This is a genomic window from bacterium (genome assembly GCA_026129405.1).
Taxonomy (GTDB): Bacteria; Desulfobacterota; Binatia; order DP-6; family DP-6; genus JAHCID01.
Genome location: JAHCID010000001.1, coordinates 878952 through 899599 on the forward strand (window position 1 = coordinate 878952; position 20648 = coordinate 899599).

Here is a 20648-nt window from a genome sequence, read left to right on the forward strand (position 1 = left end):
CGCCCCCTGCGGCGTGGCGTTCTAGCGCCAGCTGAACATCAGGCCGATCAGACGTTCGATCTGCTTGGCCTTCTTGGGGGAGTAGGGGAACCAGGTGGGTTCGTGCCTGCGCTTGCGGGCTTCGACGAGCATCGCCTGGGGGACGCAGAACTGGTGGAGGCCGGGGGCGCCGCCGTGGCGGGTGCCGATGCCGCTCTGCTTGACGCCGCCGAAGGGGAGGGCGGGGACGCCGGCGGAGAGGACGCACTCGTTGACGCAGACGTTGCCGCTCTCGAGACGGGCGGCGAGGGCCATGCCGCGCTCGACGTCGCCCGTGAAGATGCTGGCGTTGAGGCCGTAGCAGCTGTCGTTGGCGAGGCGGATCGCCTCCTCGGCGTCGGCGACGGGCAGCACGGGGATCACCGGGCCGAAGGTCTCCTCCTGCATGATCGCCATCGACTGGTCGACGTCGGCGAGGACGGTCGGCTCGAAGAAGACGCCCGCCGTCGTCTCGAGGCGCTTGCCGCCGGTCAGCACCCGGGCGCCGCGCGCGCGGGCATCGTCGAGCTGGCGCTCGACGATGTCGACCTGGCGCGGGTGGGTGAACGGGCCGTAGTCGATGTCGGCGTCAGCGCCGTTCGGGCCGACGCGCAGCGCGCGCATGCGCGCGACGAGCTTTTCGGTGAACGCCGCCGCCACCGGGGCCTCGACGTACACGCGCTCGACCGACATGCACACCTGGCCGGTCATCATGCAGCCCCCCCACGCCGCGGCGGATGCGGCGCGGTCGAGGTCGGCGTCGCGCAGGACGATCATCGGGTCCTTGCCGCCGAGCTCGAGCAGGACCGGCGTCAACCGCCGGCTCGCGCGCTCCATCACGCGGCGACCCGTCTCGGGCGAGCCGGTGACGCAGACGAGGTCGACGCGGTCGACGAGCGCCACCCCCGTCTCGCCGGCACCGATCAGCACCTGGAGGACGCCCGGCGGCAGCGCGCGGTTCATCGCCTCCACCGCCCGCCGCACCGCCAGCGGCGCCAGCTCGGACGGCTTGATGACGACGGTGTTGCCGGCGAGCAGCGCGGGGATCGCGTCGCCGAGGGCGAGGTTCAGCGGCGCGTTCCACGGGCTGATGATCCCGACCACGCCGCGCGGCTTCCAGGTGACGTAGCCGCGCTTGCCGAACAGCGGCCGCGTGCTCACCTTCTGCCGCCGCAGCCAGCGCGGGGCGCGGCGCGCGAGCCAGCCGAGGTCCATGCAGATGCCCATCAGCTCGCCCACGACGTCCCAGCGCGCCTTGCCCGTTTCGCGCTCGAGCCGCTCGAGGATCGCGCGACGGTCACGCGCCAGCTCGCGTCGCGCCCGCCGCAGGATGCGGGCGCGCGCGCGCGGGTCGCACGCGGCCCATCCCGGCTGCGCCGCCCGCGCCCGCGCGACGGCCGTGTCGACCGCGCCGACGTCGTCGATCGCCAGCTCCTCGATGGCGTCGCCGCGGGCCGGGTCGAGGACGACGAGTCGGGTGGGGTCGGGTGCGGCGGTCGAGAGCGCCATGGCGGCCTCCGTCAGAAGGTCATGTGGTAGAGCATCCAGTAGATCGCCCAGCCGCTGCCGGCGACGAAGAGCCAGATCGGCAGCGTCACGCGCGCCAGGCGACGGTGCGCGGCGAAGTCGCGCCGCGAGCGCGCGAGCCAGATGAGGCGCAGCGCGAGCGGGCCGACGGCGATCGCGAGGATCACGTGCGGGATCAGGATGGCGAGGTAGATCGCACGCCACGCGCCCGTGCCGTCGAACGGCTTCGAGCCGTGGAGCGCCCAACGCGAGACGTACGCGACGAGGAACAGCGCGGCGCAGGCGGTGGCGAGCAGCATCACCGCCTGATGTGCGTTCACGGCGCGTGGCCCGCGGATGAGCGCCCATCCGACCAGGAGCAGGACGCCGCTCGAGACGATGAACGTCGTCGAGAGCGTCGTGAGCGTTTCGAGCGACATGCCCGGGACGGGTGCGTAGCCCACGGGCGCGCGGGCGACAAGGAGCGGGCCGAAGGGAGCGGGCCGAAAAGAGCAGGGCCAAAGCGCAGGCCCCGAAACGCGGGCAAAAAAGAACCCCGACGGCCCATCGCGGCGCGGGATGCGCCGCGCCCGCCGGTGAGTGCGGGCGCCGTCGGGGTTCGGTGGTGACTGGGTCCCCGTAGGAATGACCCAGCGACGCTGAAGCGGATCGACCCTAGGAGGTCACCACCTCACAGATCACCGTAGGGTATTTCGTCACTGGATCACCTCCTTCCTTCGGCGCACGCGGAATGGCGGGTCCCAACCCACCGCCGGGAGGCGACCGCCGGTGCCGTCCCCCGACCCCGATCGCCGGCTCGCGCCGGAGAGGCCTGTGTGTGCCTCGATCGGGAGCCATGACTTTTCCATACGCTCGCTTCGCGCACCTGTCTACTCGCAGGTGCACGTGCACGTGCGCGGCGCGCTAGTCGGACGACGGCGCGTTGGTCGGCGGCGCGGTGGTGGTGGGGCTCGACGCATCATTCTCGGGCGGCGTCGGCCGGATGACGACCGCGCCGTACTTCGACACGGCGACGGGCGACGAGAGGCGCAGCGTGTGGATCCAGCCGTCGAGATCGACGGTGTCGCCGCGCTTGCGCGGGCCGAAGGTGACGTCCGCCGCGATGATCTCGTGGTCGTCGAGCTTCACCTCGGGCCATCCGTCGACCAGGACGCGGACGTCGTAGCGTCCCGGCGGCAGCCAGAGGCGCCGCGTGATCTCCATGCCGGGTGCGAGATTGATCCTGAGCGGGTTCGTAGCGGTGTAGAAGTTGTAGGGTGCCTTCACGCTCGGGTTCACGAGCAGCATGTTGGCGAGGTTCACCTGGCCGATGTCGTTGAGACGATCGGGCAGGATGGGCAGCAGGCCGACGGCGGTGGCGGGCACGAGGAGCGCCGTGCGACCGAGCGCACCGAGGCCGGCGAGCGCCGTCCCCATCGCCGCGCAGGCGAGCGGGAACGCCGCGTACAGCCGGAAGATCCCGTCGCTCGGTGGGGTGAGCGCGAGCAGCAGCAGGACCGGGAGATACAGCACGACGAGCTCGCGCCCGCGCCGGCGCAGGACGGTCGCGAGCGTCGACACCGCGAACAGCGCGAGCATGCCGGGGGTGAGCACGCCGTGGACGCTCGCCAACGCCCGCGCCGGCGGAAAGCCGTGTTTGGCGAAGCCGAGGAAGTAGTAGCCCTGCGTGTCGGCGAGGAAGCCGAGATTGTGGCGCAGGGTCGCGGCGACGTCCCAGCGGAGCACGCGGAACGCGTCGCTGGTGGCGGCCGCCGTCCATGCCGTGGGCGTCGTCACCGCGAGGAACGTCGCGGCGGCGCCCACCAGCCAGGCGCCGGCGTCGCGCACCCGACGGGGCCGCTCCAGGAGGAGCACCGCGCCGATCGCCGGCAGCAGCGCGACGTTCCAGGTCTCGGTGTTGACGAGGAGCCCCGTCGCCACGCCCGCGCCGACGGCTGGCCCGACCCGATCCCGCCGGCGTAGCAGCAGCGCCATCGCCAGGACGACGAGCGGGGCGGCCATCGGCTCGAGCAGCGCGAGGCCGGCGTACGTCGCCGCCGGCGGGAAGATCGCGTACAGCGCGGCCGCGACGAGGCCGGCGGCGGGCGGCGCGCCGAGCCCGCCCGTCAGCAGCGGCAGCAGCAGGATCGTGGAGGCGTCGGCGACGGCGTTGACCACGCGCCCGCGGTGGAGCGCCACGTCCGGGGTCGCCGGCGGCGCCAGTGCGAACACGGTGCCGGTGACCAGCGGGAAGAGGAACGGATGCCCCGCCCGCGCCGTGCGCTCGTTCGCCCATGGCCACAGGACGCTGCGCTTCCAGTCGATGTAGCGATGCTCGACGGCGTGCGAGCGTACGAAGTCCCAGCGCCAGTCGCCCGGGACGGCGACCACGGACCAGCCGGCATCGCCGACGTAGTGGTACTCGTCGCCGTGGGCGAGAGTGGTGTTGGCACTCCAGAGGCGAAGGCCGAGGCCGATCGCCACGCAGAGACCCAGGAGGAGAGCCCGCACGGCGCGGAGTACTAGCCGAGGCGGGTCCCGCCTGAAAGCGTCTTCAGGCCCCTGCCGCGCGGTCGCGACCGAGGGCCGCGCCGTCGAGCTGGTGCCCTGCGGCCCCGCGTACGCCTACCGCCAGCCGCCGCCGAGGGCCTTGTAGACGGCGACGTTCGCCACCCGCCGGCGACGGAACGCCTCGGCCAGATCGACGTCGGCCTGGAGCGCGTTCTCCTGCGCCAGCAGCACCTCCAGATAGGTCGCCTTGCCGGCGCGGTAGAGGGCGTCGGCGGTGTCGATCGACTGCTCGAGCGCGGCCTTCTGCCGCCGCCGCGAGGCGAGCAGCTCGTCCGACTGGCGGACGTTCGAGAGCGCGTTCACGACCTCGGTGAAGGCGACGAGGAGCGTGCGCTGATACTCGTACAGCGCCTCGATCTGGTTCGCGCGGGCGCCGATGAACTGCGCCTCGAGCGCGAGCCGGTTGACGAGCGGCGCCACCAGGCCTCCGGCCGCCGACCAGGCCAGGGACTCGGGCGTGCGGAAGAGGAAGGCGGTGTTGAAGGCGTCCCACCCGGCGCCGGCCGTGATCGTGAGCGTGGGAAAGAACGCCGCGCGCGCCGCCTGCACGTCGAGCTCCGACGCGCGCACCGCGAGCTCGGCGGCGCGGACGTCGGGGCGGTTGCGCAGGAGGTCCGACGGCACGCCGGTCGACAGCGGCGCGGGCGGATCGGCGAAGAGGAGCTCGCGCTTGCGCGGCACCGGCTGCGGATAGCGCCCGAGCAGCACGTTGATCCGGTTCTCGGTCTCGACCACCTGCTGGACGACGTCGCGCTCGCGCGCCTGCGTGTCGGCCACCTGGGCTTCGAACTGCTGCACGGCCAGCTCGTTCGCGCGCCCCGCCTCCTTCTGGAGCCGCACGATCTCCAGCGCCTCCGCCTGCTGCGACGCCGAGGTGTGCAGCACGGCGACGATCTGATCGAGCGCGAGCAGGTCGAAGTAGGCCGAGGCGACGTCGGCGACGAGCGCCGAGAGGACGAGGTTCGTGCCGTCGACGCTCGCGAGGTGGCGGGCGAGCGCCGCTTCGCGCTGGCTGCGCAGCCGTCCCCACAGATCGACCTCCCAGGACGCCTCGAGACCGAGCGTGAAGTCCGGCAGGCGCACCGGGATCAGGCGGCCGGGGGCGATCTCGGTGCCGCGGTTGCCGGCCCCGTCCATCGTGTAGAGGCCGAACTTCTGGATGCCGGCGCCGACGTTGAGGCCCACCTGCGGCAGCAGCGCGCCGGTGGCGGCGCGCACGGCCGCGCGCGCCGTCTCGATACGCTGGAGCGCGATGTGCAGATCCTGGTTGCTCGCGAGGGCCTCCGCGACGAGCGCGGCGAGATCGTCGTCGCCGAGCCAGTCGCGCCAGGTGGTGCGCGCCGCGCTGACGCCGCCCGTGTCGCCGTCGAACGCCGCGGGCAGCGGCGGCGCCGGAACCGCGACGTCCGGCGCGCGCAGCGCGCAGCCGGCGCACGCGAGCGCCAGCACGAGGATCGGGACCAGCCGGCTCATGTGCGCAGCGGCTCGACGGGACGTGCGAGGCCCTCGTGGCTCTCGCGGCCCTCGTGCGCCGGTGCGGCGGCCGGGGCCGACAGCCAGGCGGCGAAGCGTTGCACGAGCACGTAGAGCCCGGGGACGAGCACCACGCCGAACACCGTGCCGAGCAGCATGCCGGCCGCCGCCGCCGTGCCGACGGTGCGGTTGCCGACCGCGCCGGCGCCCGTCGCCATCGCGAGCGGCAGCAGGCCGGCGAAGAAGGCGAGCGAGGTCATGAGGATGGGGCGCAGGCGCAGGCGGGTGGCGTCGAGCACCGCGGCGAGGGCCTCGGCGCCGTCGCGCCGGCGGTGCTCGGCGAACTCGACGATCAGGATGGCGTTCTTGCCGAGCAGCCCGATCAGCACGACGAGCGCCATGTGCGCGTAGATGTCGTTGTCGAGGCCGGCGAGCTGCAGGCCGAGGAAGGCGCCGAAGACGCCCGGCGGCAGCGAGAGCACGACGACCAACGGCAGGAGGAAGCTCTCGTACTGCGCCGCGAGCACCAGATAGACGAAGACGAGGCATATCCAGAAGATCACGAGGCCCTGCTCGCCGGCGTTGATCTCGTCGCGCGAGATGCCGGCCCAGTCGATCGCGTAGCCGCGCGGGAGCGTCGCGCGCGCGGTCTCCTGCACCGCCTCGAGCACGCGGCGGCTGCTCACGCCCGGACGGCCCTCGCCGTTCACCTCTGCGGACGGATACATGTTGTAGCGCGTGAGCTGATCGACGCCGTAAGTCTTCTGGAGCGTCGCGAAGGCCGCCAGCGGCACCATGTCGCCGTGGGCGCCGCGCACCTGGAGCCTCAAGAGATCCTCCGGGACGGCGCGTTGCTCGGGCTCGGCCTGGACCATGACCTTGTACATCTGGCCGAAGCGGATGAAGTTCGTGGCGTACTCGCTGCCGAGCAGCGTCTGGAGCGTGCCGAGGGCGTTCTGCATCGTGACGCCCTTCTGCGCCGCCTTGTCCATGTCGATCTGCACCGCGTACTGCGGATAGCTGGCGTCGAAGATGGTGAACGCGCTCGCGATCTGCGGATTCGCCTCGAGGTCGCGGACGAAGCCCTTCACCACCTCGTCCATACGCGGCAGGTCGCCGGTACCCGTCTTGTCGAGCACCCGGGCCTCGAAGCCGCCGGCGTTGCCGTAGCCGGGGATCGGCGGCGGTTGGAAGTACTCGATCTCGGCGCCGGTGATGTCGCGCGTGCGCGCCTCGACGTCGGCCATGACCTCGACGACGCTGCGCGCGCGCTCGTGCCAGGGACGGAGGTTCACGAGCACGGTGCCGTAGCTCGCGCCGGTCCCGTCGGACAGGACGTTGGTGCCTGCCAGCGTGGCGATGCTCTCCACGCCCTCGACGCCGCGCCCCGCCTGCTCGATGGCGTCCATCACCTGCTTGGTGCGCTCGAGCGTCGCGCCCGGGGGCGTGGTCACGTTGCCGTAGAAGTAGCTCTGGTCCTCGGTCGGGATGAAGCCGCGCGGCACCATGATCGACACCACGCCGGCGCCCACGAGGAAGGCGCCGAGCATCGCCGTCGTGGCGAGGCGATGGCGCGCGACGCGGCCGACGAGGTCGCAGCTGCGGTCCTCGATCCGGGCGTAGGTCCGGTCGAACCACGCGAACCCCCGGCGCAGCCGTCCGCCGCCGTGCGCGGCGGTGCGGTCGCGGTGTCGCATGATCACGCTACAGAGAGCGGGCGCGAGCGTCAGGGCGACCATCCCCGACAGCGTGATGGCGACGGCGATGGTCAGGGCGAACTGCCGGTAGAAGATGCCCGCCGGCCCGCTGATGAACGCCATCGGCAGGAACACCGAGGCCATCACCAGGGTGATGGCGACGATGGCGCCGCCGACCTCGCCCATGGCGCGCTCGGTGGCCGCGCGCGGGCCGAGCCCCTCGCGCTCCATCGTCGCGTGGACGGCTTCGACCACCACGATGGCGTTGTCGACGACGATGCCGATGGCGAGGACGAGCGCGAAGAGGGTGACGAGGTTCAGCGAGAAGCCGAGGAGCTGGAGGAACAGGAAGGTGCCGATCAGCGCCACCGGCACGGCGAGGGCCGGGATCAAGGTGGTGCGCCAGTCCTGGAGGAACACGAAGACCACGATGGCGACGAGGACGAAGGCTTCGGCGAACGTCCGCGCCACCTCCGCCAGCGCCGCGTCCAGGAACCGGCTGACGTCGACGCTGAAGTGGTAGTCCATGCCGGGCAGGAACACCTCGGCCTTCAGCTCGGCGAGCCGTTGCTTGACGGCGGCGACGACGTCGGTGGCGTTGGAGCCGGGCAGCTGCTTCAGCAGGATGGCCGCGGCCGGCCGGCCGTCGAACTTGGCCTCGACGTCGAAGTAGGTCGTGCCGAACTCCACCTCGGCGACGTCCTTGATGCGGAGGATCTGGCCGTCGGCGGTCGCGCGCAGCGGGATGTCCCCGTACTGCGCCTCGCTGCCGAACTTGCCCGCGTAGGTGATCGTGTACTGGAGCGGCGTGTGGCCGCGGTCGCTGTTCTCGCCGATCTTCCCGGGCGCGGCTTCGACGTTGTAGGCTTCGAGCGCCGTGAGCACGTCCTCCGCGGCGACCTGATACGCCTGCATGCGGTCCGGCTTCAGCCAGATGCGCATCGCGTATTCCTTGGCCCCGAGGATGTCGGCGTAGCCGACGCCCGGGATGCGCTTCAGCTCCGCGAGCACGTTGAGGTCGGCGAAGTTGTAGAGGAACTTCTGGTCGTGCTCCGGATTCGAGCTCGTGATGCTGAAGTAGAGCAGCATCGCGTTCTCTTCCTTGGCGATCTTGACGCCGTTGCGGATGACCTCGGCGGGCAGCTCGCCCATCACCGCGTTGACCCGGTTCTGCACGTTGATCGCCGCGACGTCGGGATCGGTGCCGGTCTGGAAGAGCACCTGCACGATGCCGACGCCGTCGTTGCCCATGTCGCTGCTCATGTACTTCATGCCCGGCACGCCGTTGATCGCGCGCTCGAGCTTGAAGACGGCGGCCTTGGCGACGGTTTCCGCGCTCGCCCCGGTGTACTCCACCGTGACGTTGACCTCGGGCGGCGCGACGTTGGGGAAGAGCGCGACCGGCAGGCGCACCATGGCGATGGCCCCCAGCAGCACGACCACGATCGAGATGACGATGGCGAGGACGGGCCGGCGCGTGAACGTGTCCCGCATGGGCGATGCGCCTCAGAGCACCGGCGCCGTGTCGGGCGCGTCGGGGCGGACGGCGACCTTGGTGCCGTCCTTCAGCTTCTGGATGCCTTCGACGACGAAGCGCTCGCTCGCGTCGATGCCCGACTCGATGACGAACGTGCCGTCGAGCCGCACCTTGGGCACGATCTTGCGGGCCCGGACCGTGCCGTCCGCGTCGACGACGTAGACGTAGAGGTGGTCCTGCACCTCGAAGGTGGACTTCTGCGGGATGGTGATCGCGTCGTTCACGAAGGAGGTGACGACGACCTTGCCGCTGCTGCCGTGCTTCAGCAGGTTGCGCTCGTTGGGGAAGCGCGCCCGGAAGGCGATGGTGCCGGTGCTGCGGTCGACCTCGGTCTCGACGGTGTCGACGACGCCGGCGGCCGGGAGGCGCGTGCCGTCGGCGAGCACGAACGCGACCTCCTTCGAGCGGCCCTCGCCGTTGGTGGCGACGTAGCGCAGGTACTCGCTCTCGGGGACGCGGAAGTAGACGAACACCTCGGAGGCGTCGGTGACCGTCGTCAGGAGGTCGCCGTCGTCGACCAGGCTGCCGGCCTTCCTGGCGAGGCGGTTGACCACCCCGGCGAAGGGGGCGCGTACCTCGGCGTAGCCGAGGTTGATCGCCGCCTGGCCCTCGGAAGCCCTCGCCTCCTCGAGCTTGGCCGCCAGGGCCTGGATCCTGGCGTCGAGGAGGGCGACCTCGGCGGGCGCGACGATGCGCTTCTCGAGCAGCATGCGGGCGCTGGCGCGCTCCGTCTCCGCCGCCTTCAGCTCGGCCGCCGCGCTCGCGACCGCGGCCCGCGTGCGGCGCAGCTCCTGCTGCAGCTCCCGGTCGCTGATCGAGAACAGCAGCTGACCCGCGGCGACCGGCTGCCCCTCGTCGATCGCCACCGACTCGATGCGGCCCTTGACGCGGGCGAGCACGTCGGCGCGCTGGATCGCCTGCACCTCGCCCACGTACTCGCGCTGCCAGGTCGCGGTGGCGCGGCCGGGAGCCGCCACCGGGAAGCTCTGGGGCGTCTCCGGCGGGGGCTGGGTCGAGCACGCCGCGAGGGCGAGGCTCGAGAGCAAGGGTGCCGTCCACTGCCTGAACCACTGCTTGGACATGGTGATGGGACCGAGGCGTTACACGAGGCACCGTGCGGAGTCCATACCGAAAAGGTTAATCTTGACGCACATGTGCATTTTTGCCACATAAGCGGGGTGCGTCTCGCCACCCGACTCGCCTTCGGCGTCATTCTGGCCTGCGCGGCGGTCATCGCGGCCAGCGGCGTCGAGCAGATGCGCAAGGAGAGCGAGGAGCTGCGCACGACGGCCGAGCAGGAGCTCCGGGTGCTGGCCGCGGCCCTCCAGGTCGCCATCGAGCAGGCGCTGCGCGACGCCCAGGCGGGCGACGTCCAGGCGGTCCTCGACGGCATCGACCTGCGCGACGACACGATCGACATCTTCGTGCTCGACGCGGCGGGGGGCGTCACCCAGCACTCCTCGGGGAGCGACGCCAGCCGCGGCGTCGTCGAGCCGCTGATCCGCGCGGTGCAGGTCGACGCCCAGCCGATCGTCCGCTTCGTCGGCGATACGGAGTTCCTCGCGGCCGCGCTGCCGCTACGGACGGAGGCCGGCCGCAATCTCGGGACGCTCGCCGTGGCGCGGCCGCTCGACGCCTTGCGGGCCGATCTCACGGCCACGCGGCGGGCCATCCTGGTCTCGTTCGCCTCGCAGGTGGCGGCGCTCGCGCTCGTGGTGTGGTGGCTCGTGCGCGCCTGGGTGCGGCGTCCGCTCGCCGCGGTGGCGGGCGGGATGCGGGCCGTACGGCAGGGGGAGCTGAGCGCGCGCGTCCCGGTCCCGCGGCACGACGAGATCGGCGCCCTGGCGAAGGAGTTCAACGCCATGGCCGCCGAGCTCGAGGCGACGCGCGCGAAGCTGGCCGCGGAGACGGAATCGCGGCGCGCGCTCGAGCAGGGACTCCAGCGGGCCGACAAGCTCGTCACCGTGGGGCAGCTGTCGGCCGGGCTCGCCCACGAGATCGGCTCGCCGCTCCAGGTGGTCGCCGGCCGCGCGCGCAGCCTGCTCGAGCGTGCCGATTCGTCGCCGGAGGTGAAGCGTCAGGCGGGCATCATCGTGGCGCAGGCGGAGCGGGTCACGCGCATCGTGGAGCAGCTGCTCGGCGTCACCCGGCGCAGCGCGCCGCGCATGGCCGACGCCGACCTCCCCGCCGCGACCCACGCGGTCCTCGACCTGCTCGAGACCGAAGCCCGGCGCCGCCGGGTGACGCTGGCGTTCGAGTACGATCGCGACCTCCCCGCCGTGCGCGCCGATCCGGATCGCGTGCAGCAGGTGGTGCTGAACCTCGTCGGCAATGCGCTCAAGGCGGCCAGACCCGGCGGCAGCGTTCGGCTCACGCTCACGGCGGCGCGCTTTCGTCACGCCAGGGGCACGACGGAGCGGCACAGCGTCCGCCTCGTGGTCGACGACGACGGCGCCGGCATGGACGCGGTGGCGGCGGCGCGGGCGTTCGAGCCGTTCTTCAGCAGCTGGCCCGACGCGCAGGGCACCGGCCTCGGGCTGGCGGTGGTGAAGGCGATCGTCGAGGATCACGGCGGCACGATCGCGCTGCGCTCCACCCCCGGTGCGGGAACCCGCGTGGAGGTGCATTTGCCGCTCGGCGAGACCGGAGGCGTGAAGGAGGTCGTGGGATGAACGAGACCTGGGCCGGCCGCCGCATCCTCGTGCTCGACGACGACGCCGGCGTCGTCGATTTCCTCTGCGAGAGCCTCGACGAGCACGGCTACGAGACCGTCGGCATGACGTCGCCGACGGAGGCGCTCGAGCGCATCACCCGCGAGCACTTCGACCTCCTCGTGAGCGACGTCGAGATGCCGGAGCTCCGCGGCCTCGATCTCCTCCAGGCCGTGTTGGCGCGGCGGCCCTCGCAGCTCGTCCTCCTGATCACCGCGTTCGGCACCATCGAGATGGCGGTGTCGGCGGTGAAGGCCGGCGCGTGCGACTTCGTCGCCAAGCCGTTCAAGCTCGAGGTGCTGCTGCTCGCCATCGAGCGGGCGTTCACGGACCAGCAGCTGCGACGGGAGATCGTCCGCCTGCGTACGACGCGGCCCTCGCAGGGGCCGGGCCAGCTGGTGGCCGAGGGGCCGGCCATGCGCAAGGTCGTCGAGACGGCGCGCCGGGCCGCGCAGTCGCGCGCGACCGTCCTGCTCTGCGGCGAGCCCGGGGCGGGCAAGAGCGTGCTCGCGCGCTTCGTCCACGCGGCCGGCGGCGATGCCGCGCGGCCGTTCGTCGAGATCGACTGCGCCACCCTGCCGCCGGACCTCGCCGGCGAGCGGCTCTTCGGCGCCGAGGGCGAGCCGGACGCCGCGGGTGCCGGGCGCGGCGGGGCCTTCGCCGCCGCCGGCGGCGGCACGCTGCTGCTCGACGGGATCAGCGAGCTGCCCTTCGGCGTGCAGGCGCGGCTGCGGGACGCGCTCGAGTCGGGAGCGGGCCAGGCCGACGCGGCGCCGCGCCTGATCGTCGCCACCAGCCGGCCGCTCGAAGCGCTGCTGCGCGAGGGCCGGGTGCGACCGGACCTCTACTACCACCTGAACGTCATCCGCATCGACCTGCCGCCGCTGCGCGAGCGTCGCGAGGACGTCGTCGCCCTCGTCGATCACTTCCTCGGGCGCGCCGCCTCGCGGCGCGAGGACCGGGGGCGCGAGATCGTCGGCGTCTCGGCGGCCGCCATGCGCCGGCTCGTCCATCACGACTGGCCCGGCAACGTGCGCGAGCTGGCGAACGTCCTCGAGCGCGCCGTCGCGCTCGCCCAGCACGACAGCATCCTGCCCGAGGACATCGAGCTCGGCGCGCCGTCGGCGATCGTCGCGGGTGCCGAGGGCGGGCCGGACGGGATCGTGCCGCTCGACCAGATCGAGCGCGCCTACGTGCGCCAGGTGCTCGACGCCACCGGCGGCAACAAGGCCGCCGCGGCACGCGCGCTCGGCATCAACCGCCGCACCCTCTACCGGAAGATCTACGGATGACCGCTCGATCCGCTGCCCTGCGCCGGCGTCGCACGACGCCTGCCCGTGCGGCCGTCGCCGCGGGGCTGCTCGGCGTCGCGCTCGTCGCCTGCGGACCGCGCGAGGGGCTCCACGCCGATCATGTCACCGCCCCCGCCGGCAACGCGGCGCCGCCGCCTGCCACGACGAGCCCTGCGCGCGCGCTGGCCGAGTTCGACGGGCTGCCGGGCAACGCCGGCGCGCCGGCCGTGGGTGACGACGCGCCCGCGACCGAGGCCCAGGCGGCCGGCATGGCCCTGACGCTGCTCGGCGCCGGGGTCTCGCTGGGCGCGATGGTCGCGCCGTTCCTGCTTTTCTGACCCGCGCCGCCGGGGTCTCGCCCGAGACGGCCGGTGTCGGCTCGCAGCTCCCGCGGCGCGCGACGGGTGCGGCGTCGCTCACCGCTGGGCCTCCCGCTCGCGGGCGAGGTCCTCGAGGCACGGCGCCACCAGCGACGTCCACCCGGTCTGGTGGTTGGCGCCGCAGCCGCGGCCGTCGTCGCCGTCGAAGTACTCGTAGAAGAGGACGAGGTCGCGCCAGTTCGGGTCGTCGGCCCAGCGCCGGTCGTTGCCGTGGCACGGCCGGCGGCCGCTGGCGTCGGGAAGGAAGAGCGCCGCGAGGCGGCGCTGGAGCTCGCGCGCCACGACGTCGAGACCGACGTAGCGTCCCGAGCGCGCCGGCAGCTCGACCGTGAAGCCGCTGCCGTAGAAGTGGTGGTAGCGCTCCAGCGCCTCGATGATGAGGAAGTTCAGCGGGAACCACACCGGCCCGCGCCAGTTCGAGTTGCCGCCGAACATCCAGGTGTCGGACTCGCCCGACACGTAGCGCACCGACTGCGTGCTGCCGTCGGTGCCGAACGTGAACGGGTGCTCCCGGTGGTGACGCGAGAGCGAACGCACGCCGTAGGGCGACAGGAACTCGGTCTCGTCGAGCAGGTAGCGCAGGATGCGCTCGAGTCGGGCGCGCGACGGGATCGCGAGCAGGCGGTCGCCGGTGGTCGCGCAGACGTCGAGGCAGGTGATCTGCGACGCCAGCTCGGGCCGGTTCTCGAGGAACCAGTGCATGCGCTTCCTGAACCCGGGCAGCTTCTCGATCGTGGAGGTCTTGAGCGAGCTCACTGCGATCAGCGGCACGAAGCCCACGAGCGAGCGCACGCGCAACGGGATCGCGCGGCCGTTGCAGTGCAGCTGGTCGTAGTAGAAGCCGTCCTCCTCGTCCCACAGCCCCGTGCCGCCGACGTTGTTGATGGCGTCGGAGATGGCGATGAAGTGCTCGAAGAACTTCGACGCCATGTCCTCGTAGGCGGGATCGCCGTCGGCCAGCTCGAGCGCCATCGACAGCAGCATCATGCAGGTGAACGCCATCCACGCTGTGCCGTCGGCCTGCTGCAGGTAGCCGCCGTCCGGCAGCGGTCGCGAGCGGTCGAACACGCCGATGTTGTCGAGCCCGAGGAAGCCGCCGCCGAAGAGGTTGTTGCCCTCGACGTCCTTGCGGTTCACCCACCAGGTGAAGTTGAGGACGAGCTTCTGGAAGACGCGCGCGAGGAAGCGCCGGTCGCGCGCCCCGCGCGGCCCGGTCATCTTGTAGACGCGCCACGCGGCCCAGGCGTGCACCGGCGGGTTCACGTCGCCGAAGGCGAACTCGTAGGCCGGGATCTGCCCGTTCGGGTGCATGTACCATTCGCGCAGGAACAGGATCAGCTGCTCCTTCGCGAAGTGGGGGTCGAGCTTCGCGAACGGGATCATGTGGAAGGCGAGGTCCCACGCCGCGTACCAGGGGTACTCCCACGCGTCGGGCATGGAGACGACGTCGCGGTTGTAGAGGTGGCGCCACTCGTGGTTGCGGCCGGTGAGGCGCGCGGCCGGCGGCGACGGCTGCGCGGGGTCGCCCTCGAGCCAGGCGGTGACGTCGTAGTGGAAGAACTGCTTCGTCCACAGGAGGCCGGCGTAGGCCTGGCGTGCGACCTGGCGCTCGGCGTCGGTCATCGTCGTCGGCAGCAGCTCGTCGTAGAAGGCGTCGGTTTCGGCGAGGCGGGCGGCGAAGACCTGCCGATACTCGGCGCCGAACGGCCGTGCCGGCGCCTCGCCCTCGGCGACGAGACGGAACGCCAGCACGGTCTCGCCGCCGGCCGGCACGGTGAGCACGTAGTGCGCCGCGGTCTTCGTGCCCACGCCGCCCGGGTTCACGGCGCCGCGCTCGCCGTCGATGAGCCAGCGGTGGAACGCGTCCTTCACCCACGGCGACGCGCTGGGCGCGTCGAAGAGGCGCTCCTGGTTGGTCTCGTTGTCGGTGAAGAGGAGGTCGCGTGGCGGCGTCTCGCAGTGGAAGCGGAAGCGGCCGAGGCTCGCATGCTCGAGGTCGAGCGTGGCCTCGTCGACGCGCGCGATGTGCGGTTTCGGCCAGTAGCCTTCGCCCGTGCGCCCCCAGCTCCAGGTGTTGCGGAACCAGACGTGCGGCAGGAGATGGAGCGTCGCTTCCTCGGGGCCGCGGTTGGCGACGGTCACGCGCAGGAGGACGTCGTCGGGCGCGGCCTTCGCGTACTCGGCGGTGACGTCCCAGAAGCAGCCGCCGTCGAGGACGCCCGTGTCGAGGAGCTCGAACTCGGGGTCCTGGCGGGTGCGTCGCCGGTTCTCCTGGACGAGGTGCTCGTAGGGATACGCGGCCTGCGGGTAGCGGTAGACGGCCTTCAGGTAGGCATGGCTCGGGAGCGCGTCGAGATGGAACCAGCACTCCTTCACGTCCTCGCCGTGGTTGCCCTCGGGGCCGGTGAGGCCGAAGAGCCGCTCCTTCAGGATCGGGTCCCGGCCGTTCCACAGCGCCAGCGCGACGCACAGGCGGCCCTGGCGATCGGTGATGCCGAGCAGGCCGTCCTCGCCCCAGCGATAGGCGCGGCTGCGGGCGTGGTCGTGCGGCAGGTAGTCCCAGCACTCGCCGGTCGCCGAGTAATCCTCGCGCACGGTGCCCCACTGTCGCTCGGCCAGGTACGGCCCCCAGCGCTTCCAGTCCTTCTCGCGGCGGGCGTCCTCGTCGAGGCGCCGGCGCTCGGCCGTCGTGCGATCCGCCATTGTCCCCCCCCTCGCTGCTCCCGGTCCGCCCGCTCCGATGTCGGTCCTCCGTCCGGGTTACGGTCGAACCGCCGGCAGTCTCAAGCGCGACGGTCGTGTCAGCCCGGGTGTCCTGCGGCCGAGAGCCGGCGGTCGAGGTCGAACGCGGCGCTGATCAGGGCCAGGTGGGTGAACGCCTGGGGAAAGTTGCCCAGGTGCCGCGCGCGCGGGCCGAGCTCCTCGCCGTAGAGGCCGAGGTGGTTGGCGTAGCCCAGCATCTTCTCGAAGAAGAAGCGGGCCTTCGGCAGGTCGCCCAGCCGCGAGAGGCACTCGACGTACCAGAACGAGCACATCGAGAACGTCCCCTCGCCGGGCGGCAGCCCGTCGCTGAACTCGGCGTCGAGCCGATAGCGGTACACGAGCGAGTCGGCGACCAGGCTCTGCTCGATCGCACGCAGCGTCGACACCCAGCGCGGGTCGGTCGGGGAGAGGAAGCGCACGAGCGGCATCAGCAGCGACGCCGCGTCGACGGTGCGGGCGCCGGGATACTGCACGAACGTCTTGCGGTCGGCGTCCCAGAACGAGGCGAAGACGCTCTCGTAGATCGTGTCGCGGACCTCGTGCCAGCGGGCGATCGGGCCCGGCAGCGAGCGCCGGCGGGCGAGCCGGATCGCGCGGTCGACCGCCACCCAGCACAGCACGCGCGAGTAGAGGAACTCGCGCCGTCCGCCGCGCACCTCCCAGATGCTCTCGTCGGGCTGCTGCCAGTTGGCGCACACCCAGTCGACCAGCCGGCGCAGGTTGCGCCAGAGGTCGAACGACACCGGTGCGCCGTACTTGTCGTAGAGGTACACGGCGTCCATCAGCTCGCCGTAGATGTCGAGCTGCAGGTGGTCGGCGGCGGCGTTGCCGATGCGTATGGGCCGCGAGTCCATGTAGCCGCGGAGGTGCGGCAGGTCCTCTTCGTCCGGCACGCGCCGGCCGTCGATCGCGTACATGATCTGGAGCGAGCCGTCGGCCGCGAGCTCGTCGCAGCGGGCTTCGATCCAGCGCATGAAGGCGGCGGCCTCCTCGGTGAAGCCGAGACGCATGAGGCCGTAGAGCGTGAAGGACGCGTCGCGGATCCAGGTGTAGCGATAGTCCCAGTTGCGCGTGCCGCCGATCTGCTCGGGCAGGCCGAAGGTCGGCGCGGCGACGATGGACCCGTAGGGTCGCGACGTCAGCAGCTTCAGCGTCAGCGCCGAGCGCTGCACCATCTCGCGCCAGCGGCCGCCGTAGGTCGCGCGGCCGATCCAGCGGCGCCAGAAATTCACGGTGCTCTTGAACGCGTCGGTGGCGTAGTCCGAGCCGCCGCACGGCGTGTCGTCGCCGTCGATCAGCTCCTCGAGCACGAACGCCGCGGCGTCGCCCTCGCGCAGGGTGAACTCGGCGACGGCGTCGCCGTCGTGCAGCTCGACGGGTACGTCGGCGTGCAGGCGCAGCGCCAGGCCGCCCTGCGGGCCGCCGCTGCGGAAGACGACGGTCTTGCCGCGCTTCTCGGCCGTATGTGTGGCGCGCGCGTAGTCGAAGCGCGGCGCGCAGCGCATCCGGAAGCGCACGTCGCCCTGCACCGCCTTCGCGCGCCGCACGATGTTGTGGGCCATGCCGGCGTCTTCGACCGGCATGAAGTCGGAGATCTCGGCGGAGCCGTCCTCGCCGAGGAAACGTGTCAAGAGGACGTTCGTGTCGGGCAGGTAGAGCTGCTTGTGCGTCGGGTCGTCGAGCACCGGCGCGAGCTGGAAGCTCCCGCCGCGCTCGGCGTCGAGCAGGCCCGCGAACACCGACGGCGAGTCGAACGCCGGCGCGCAGAGGAAGTCGATGGAGCCGTCCATCGAGACCAGGGCGACGGTGTGCAGGTCGCCGATGACTCCGTGATCCTCGATCGGTCGGGGACGCGGCATCGGGTGTCGACGCTAGCACGGCTCGCCGGGGAGGGGGACCGGGGCGTGACGGCGCATCCGCCGGGGACGCTGCCCCGCCGTCAGCAGGCGACGCCGGCGCGCGCCGTGTCGTCGGCCAGCACGAGCTCGGCGAGGCGCAGCGTCTCGCCGACCGACCACGCCTGGAACGGGCAGCCGCGCGGCGTGTGCGGCGCGTCGCCGTCGACGATCTCCGAGACGTGATCCAGCCCCGCCTGATCGAGGTGCGCGAGCACGGGCGCGAGGAAGCGGTGCCGCGCCTCGGCCCGCGCCTCGGGCGTGTCACCGCGGACGCGCACCCAGGCCTCGACGAACGCGCCGAGGAGCCACGGCCAGGCGGTGCCCTGGTGATAGCCGGCGTCGCGCGCCTCCGGGCCGCCGCCGTAGTGCCCGACGTAGCCCGGCTCGCCCGGCGCGAGTGTGCGCAGGCCGAGCGGGGTCCACAGCGACGCCTCGACGACCTCCACCACGCGCCGCGCGCGCTCGCCCTCGAGCAGCGAGAAGGGCAGGCCGCCGACGGCGAATATCTGGTTCGGCCGCAGCCTGCCGTCGGCGGTGGCGGGCCGATGGTCGACGTCGACGACGTCGTAGAGGCAGCCGCGCGCCTCGTTCCAGAACCGCGCCTCGAAGCTGGCGCGCCCGCGCACGGCGAGCGCCGCCCAGCGGTCGTCGAAGCCGGCGCCGACGCGCAGCGCGTTCAGCCACAGCGCCTGGATCTCGACCGGCTTGCCGATGCGCGGCGTGACGACGTGCCCGCCGACGCGCGCGTCCATCCAGGTGAGCTGGAGCCCGGGCGCGCCGGCGGCGAGGAGGCCGTCCTGGTCGGCGCGGATGCCGTGGCGCGTGCCGGTGGCGTAGCCGACCAGGATCGACGCCACGGCACCGCGGAGCAGGCGCGCGTCACGCGCATCGATCGTCGGCGCCCGGCGCAGATACTCGTGCACCGCGACGACGAACCACAGCGCCGCGTCGACGGTGTTCCACTGCGGGGCGTCGCCGTGATCGGGGAAGCAGTTCGGCAGCATCCCGTCCGACACCTGATGCGCCCACTCGCAAAGGATCGCGCGCGCGTCGTCGAAGCGTCCCGTCGCCAGGCACAGCCCGCGCAGGGCGATGAACGTGTCGCGGCCCCAGTCGGTGAACCACGGGTAGCCGGCGACGATCGTCTTCCCGTTGCCGCGCGCGACGAGGTAGGCGTCGGCGGCGCGATGGAGCCGCGGGCCGAGGGAGACGCGGCGGACGCGCTCCGCGTGGCGGACGGCGACGGAATCCTGCGCCGGCGTCGTTGCGGTCGTGAGGACCAGCGTCGCCTCGCCGGGCGAGAGCGCGAAGTGGAAGACGCCCGGCGTCGCCAGGTCCTCGGTGCAGTCGAGCCCGCGCGCGCGCTCCTCGGTGTAGAGGAAGCGGCGGTACCAGTCCGGCGCGTGCTCGTAGATGCCGCTCGCGCGCACGGCGACGGCGGGCACGCCGTCGTAGGGACGCCAGACGAGGGCGCCGTCCTCCGTCGTCGGGTCGAAGCGGAAGGCCGGGTTCTCGTGATGGAGCGCGTGGTGGTCGCGTCCCGAGTGCAGCAGGCGGACGCGCAGGCGCACGTCGTCGGCGGGGGCGACGAGCGACCAGGCGAGCACCGCGGCGGCCGTGCCCTTCGGCACGACCAGCTCCTGGCGCACGCGGGTGCCGTCGGGCAGCGTCCAGGTCCACGTCGGCCAGGGCTCGGTGGTGAACGCCGTGAGCCGCGTCGCGCCGTCGCCGGCGACGACGTCGCCCGCGTAGCGCTGGCTCGTCAGCGCGAAGGAGCCGTGGGGCGTGTCGACCCAGGCCTCGTGCCCGTTCACGAGCACCATGCGGCCCGTCGGCGGGGCCGTCGCCGCGAGCAGCAGCGCGTGGTAGCGCCGTGTGCGGATCTGGTCGACGGTGCCGGACGCGAAGCCGCCGAGGCCGTCGGCCTCGAGCCACTCGGCGCTGCGATCGGGAAGCGGGCACGTGGTCACGCGTTCTGCATGACCGGGACGCCGGGCCTGTTACAAGACGGGCGGCTCCCGCCGGCGCGGAGAGCCGCCCGTGTCGCGTCAGTCGGCGCCGGCGCGCTGGTAGGCGGGGCGCTGCGCGATGCGCTCGAGGTAGGCCTTCGCGTGCGGCGTGTCGTCGCCGAGGAGCCCCATCATCGCGCACCAGACGAGCGTCGAGCCGACCATGACGTCGGCGGTGCCGATGCGGTCGCCGACGAGCCACTCGCGGCCGGCGAGCGCGGCGTCGACCACGCCGACCGCGCCCACGAGCGTCTCCCGCGCCGGCCCGACCAGCTGCGGCAGCCGCTCGGCCTCGGGCTTCATGATCGTGTGCAGGAAGATGGTCACCGCCGGCGGCTCGAGCCCGGACATGGCGTAGTGGATCCACTGGTAGTAGCGGCCGCGCTCCGGCGTGCCGGCCGGCGGAGCGAAGCCCTTCTCGGGGTACTTGTCGGTCAGGTACTGGCAGATCGCCGCCGACTCGAAGAGCGCGAGGTCGCCGTCGACCAGCGTCGGCACCTGGCCGTTCGGGTTGAGCTTCAGGTACGCGGGCTTCTTGTGGTCGCCCGCCGAGAGCGAGAGACGCTCGACCTCGTAGGGGACACCCAGCTCCTCGAGCAGCCAGCGCGGCCGGACCGATCGGCTCTGGGACGCGTGGTACAGCTTCAGCATCGTGGCCCTCCTCCGTGATGCGGTGTGGGCGGAGTGTGGGCCGGCGGATGCGGCGCCGCAAACCGCGCGGTTGCCCGGTAGGAGGCCCGCAGGTATCCCTTGCCGGTTCCACCCGATGTCTCCCCCGTCTTCCCCGAGGTCC

The 20648-nt window shown here is 72.4% G+C and carries 13 protein-coding genes; 3 read left to right on the forward strand and 10 right to left on the reverse strand.

Translation table 11 applies throughout. The features are described 5' to 3' along the window. Positions 1-21: 21 nt before the first annotated feature. The 6 genes from KIT14_04040 to KIT14_04065 form a co-directional block, all read right to left on the reverse strand. The gene (locus tag KIT14_04040) at positions 22-1527 is read right to left on the reverse strand and encodes an aldehyde dehydrogenase family protein (protein MCW5889701.1); all 1506 of its coding nucleotides are present in this window, start codon (positions 1525-1527) and stop codon (positions 22-24) included. 11 nt (positions 1528-1538) lie between these two features. Further along, positions 1539-1964: a DUF420 domain-containing protein gene (locus KIT14_04045; protein MCW5889702.1), complete on the reverse strand. Its 426-nt coding sequence runs from the start codon at positions 1962-1964 to the stop codon at positions 1539-1541. A gap of 484 nt (positions 1965-2448) precedes the next feature. After that, the gene (locus KIT14_04050) at positions 2449-4035 is read right to left on the reverse strand and encodes a hypothetical protein (GenBank protein MCW5889703.1); all 1587 of its coding nucleotides are present in this window, start codon (positions 4033-4035) and stop codon (positions 2449-2451) included. A 114-nt stretch (positions 4036-4149) separates the two neighbouring features. Further along, positions 4150-5568: an efflux transporter outer membrane subunit gene (locus KIT14_04055; GenBank protein MCW5889704.1), complete on the reverse strand. Its 1419-nt coding sequence runs from the start codon at positions 5566-5568 to the stop codon at positions 4150-4152. Next, complete coding sequence (locus tag KIT14_04060; GenBank protein MCW5889705.1) at positions 5565-8759, reverse strand: efflux RND transporter permease subunit; 3195 nt, start codon at positions 8757-8759, stop codon at positions 5565-5567. The genes KIT14_04055 and KIT14_04060 overlap by 4 nt, the downstream gene beginning before the upstream one ends. 12 nt (positions 8760-8771) lie before the next feature. Then, positions 8772-9884, reverse strand: coding sequence for an efflux RND transporter periplasmic adaptor subunit (locus KIT14_04065; protein ID MCW5889706.1), 1113 nt, complete (start codon positions 9882-9884; stop codon positions 8772-8774). Positions 9885-9980: 96 nt separating this feature from the next. On the opposite strand from KIT14_04065, the gene KIT14_04070 reads away from it, so the two are divergent. Genes KIT14_04070 through KIT14_04080 form a run of 3 tightly spaced genes read left to right on the forward strand, consistent with a single transcriptional unit; the run spans position 9981 to position 13143 of the window. Next, positions 9981-11474 carry a HAMP domain-containing protein gene (locus KIT14_04070; protein ID MCW5889707.1) on the forward strand — a complete coding sequence of 498 codons (1494 nt, stop codon included), beginning with the start codon at positions 9981-9983 and terminating at the stop codon, positions 11472-11474. Then, positions 11471-12805: a sigma-54-dependent Fis family transcriptional regulator gene (locus KIT14_04075; GenBank protein MCW5889708.1), complete on the forward strand. Its 1335-nt coding sequence runs from the start codon at positions 11471-11473 to the stop codon at positions 12803-12805. Before KIT14_04070 ends, KIT14_04075 begins: the two co-directional genes overlap by 4 nt. Next, positions 12802-13143: a hypothetical protein gene (locus tag KIT14_04080; GenBank protein MCW5889709.1), complete on the forward strand. Its 342-nt coding sequence runs from the start codon at positions 12802-12804 to the stop codon at positions 13141-13143. Before KIT14_04075 ends, KIT14_04080 begins: the two co-directional genes overlap by 4 nt. A gap of 78 nt (positions 13144-13221) precedes the next feature. On the opposite strand, the gene KIT14_04085 is transcribed toward KIT14_04080, so the two are convergent. From KIT14_04085 to KIT14_04100, 4 genes are all read right to left on the reverse strand, one after another. After that, complete coding sequence (locus tag KIT14_04085; protein MCW5889710.1) at positions 13222-15888, reverse strand: glucosidase; 2667 nt, start codon at positions 15886-15888, stop codon at positions 13222-13224. Between the two features lie 98 nt (positions 15889-15986). Then, positions 15987-17807, reverse strand: coding sequence for a glycoside hydrolase family 15 protein (locus tag KIT14_04090; protein MCW5889711.1), 1821 nt, complete (start codon positions 17805-17807; stop codon positions 15987-15989). 80 nt (positions 17808-17887) lie between these two features. Beyond that, positions 17888-19816, reverse strand: a complete 1929-nt coding sequence (locus KIT14_04095; GenBank protein ID MCW5889712.1) for a glycogen debranching enzyme family protein — start codon at positions 19814-19816, stop codon at positions 17888-17890. 78 nt (positions 19817-19894) lie between these two features. Further along, on the reverse strand, positions 19895-20503 hold the full coding sequence (locus KIT14_04100; GenBank protein ID MCW5889713.1) for a glutathione S-transferase family protein: 609 nt from the start codon (positions 20501-20503) through the stop codon (positions 19895-19897). Positions 20504-20648: the final 145 nt, after the last annotated feature.

Bases quoted from the DNA above. Each gene is read 5' to 3' on its own strand.
- KIT14_04065 (MCW5889706.1), bottom strand. From the start codon at position 9,884: ATGTCCAAGCAGTGGTTCAGGCAGTGGACGGCACCCTTGCTCTCGAGC.
- KIT14_04090 (MCW5889711.1), bottom strand. From the start codon at position 17,807: ATGCCGCGTCCCCGACCGATCGAGGATCACGGAGTCATCGGCGACCTG.
- KIT14_04080 (MCW5889709.1), top strand. From the start codon at position 12,802: ATGACCGCTCGATCCGCTGCCCTGCGCCGGCGTCGCACGACGCCTGCC.
- KIT14_04040 (MCW5889701.1), bottom strand. From the start codon at position 1,527: ATGGCGCTCTCGACCGCCGCACCCGACCCCACCCGACTCGTCGTCCTC.
- KIT14_04075 (MCW5889708.1), top strand. From the start codon at position 11,471: ATGAACGAGACCTGGGCCGGCCGCCGCATCCTCGTGCTCGACGACGAC.
- KIT14_04045 (MCW5889702.1), bottom strand. From the start codon at position 1,964: ATGTCGCTCGAAACGCTCACGACGCTCTCGACGACGTTCATCGTCTCG.
- KIT14_04085 (MCW5889710.1), bottom strand. From the start codon at position 15,888: ATGGCGGATCGCACGACGGCCGAGCGCCGGCGCCTCGACGAGGACGCC.
- KIT14_04055 (MCW5889704.1), bottom strand. From the start codon at position 5,568: ATGAGCCGGCTGGTCCCGATCCTCGTGCTGGCGCTCGCGTGCGCCGGC.
- KIT14_04060 (MCW5889705.1), bottom strand. From the start codon at position 8,759: ATGCGGGACACGTTCACGCGCCGGCCCGTCCTCGCCATCGTCATCTCG.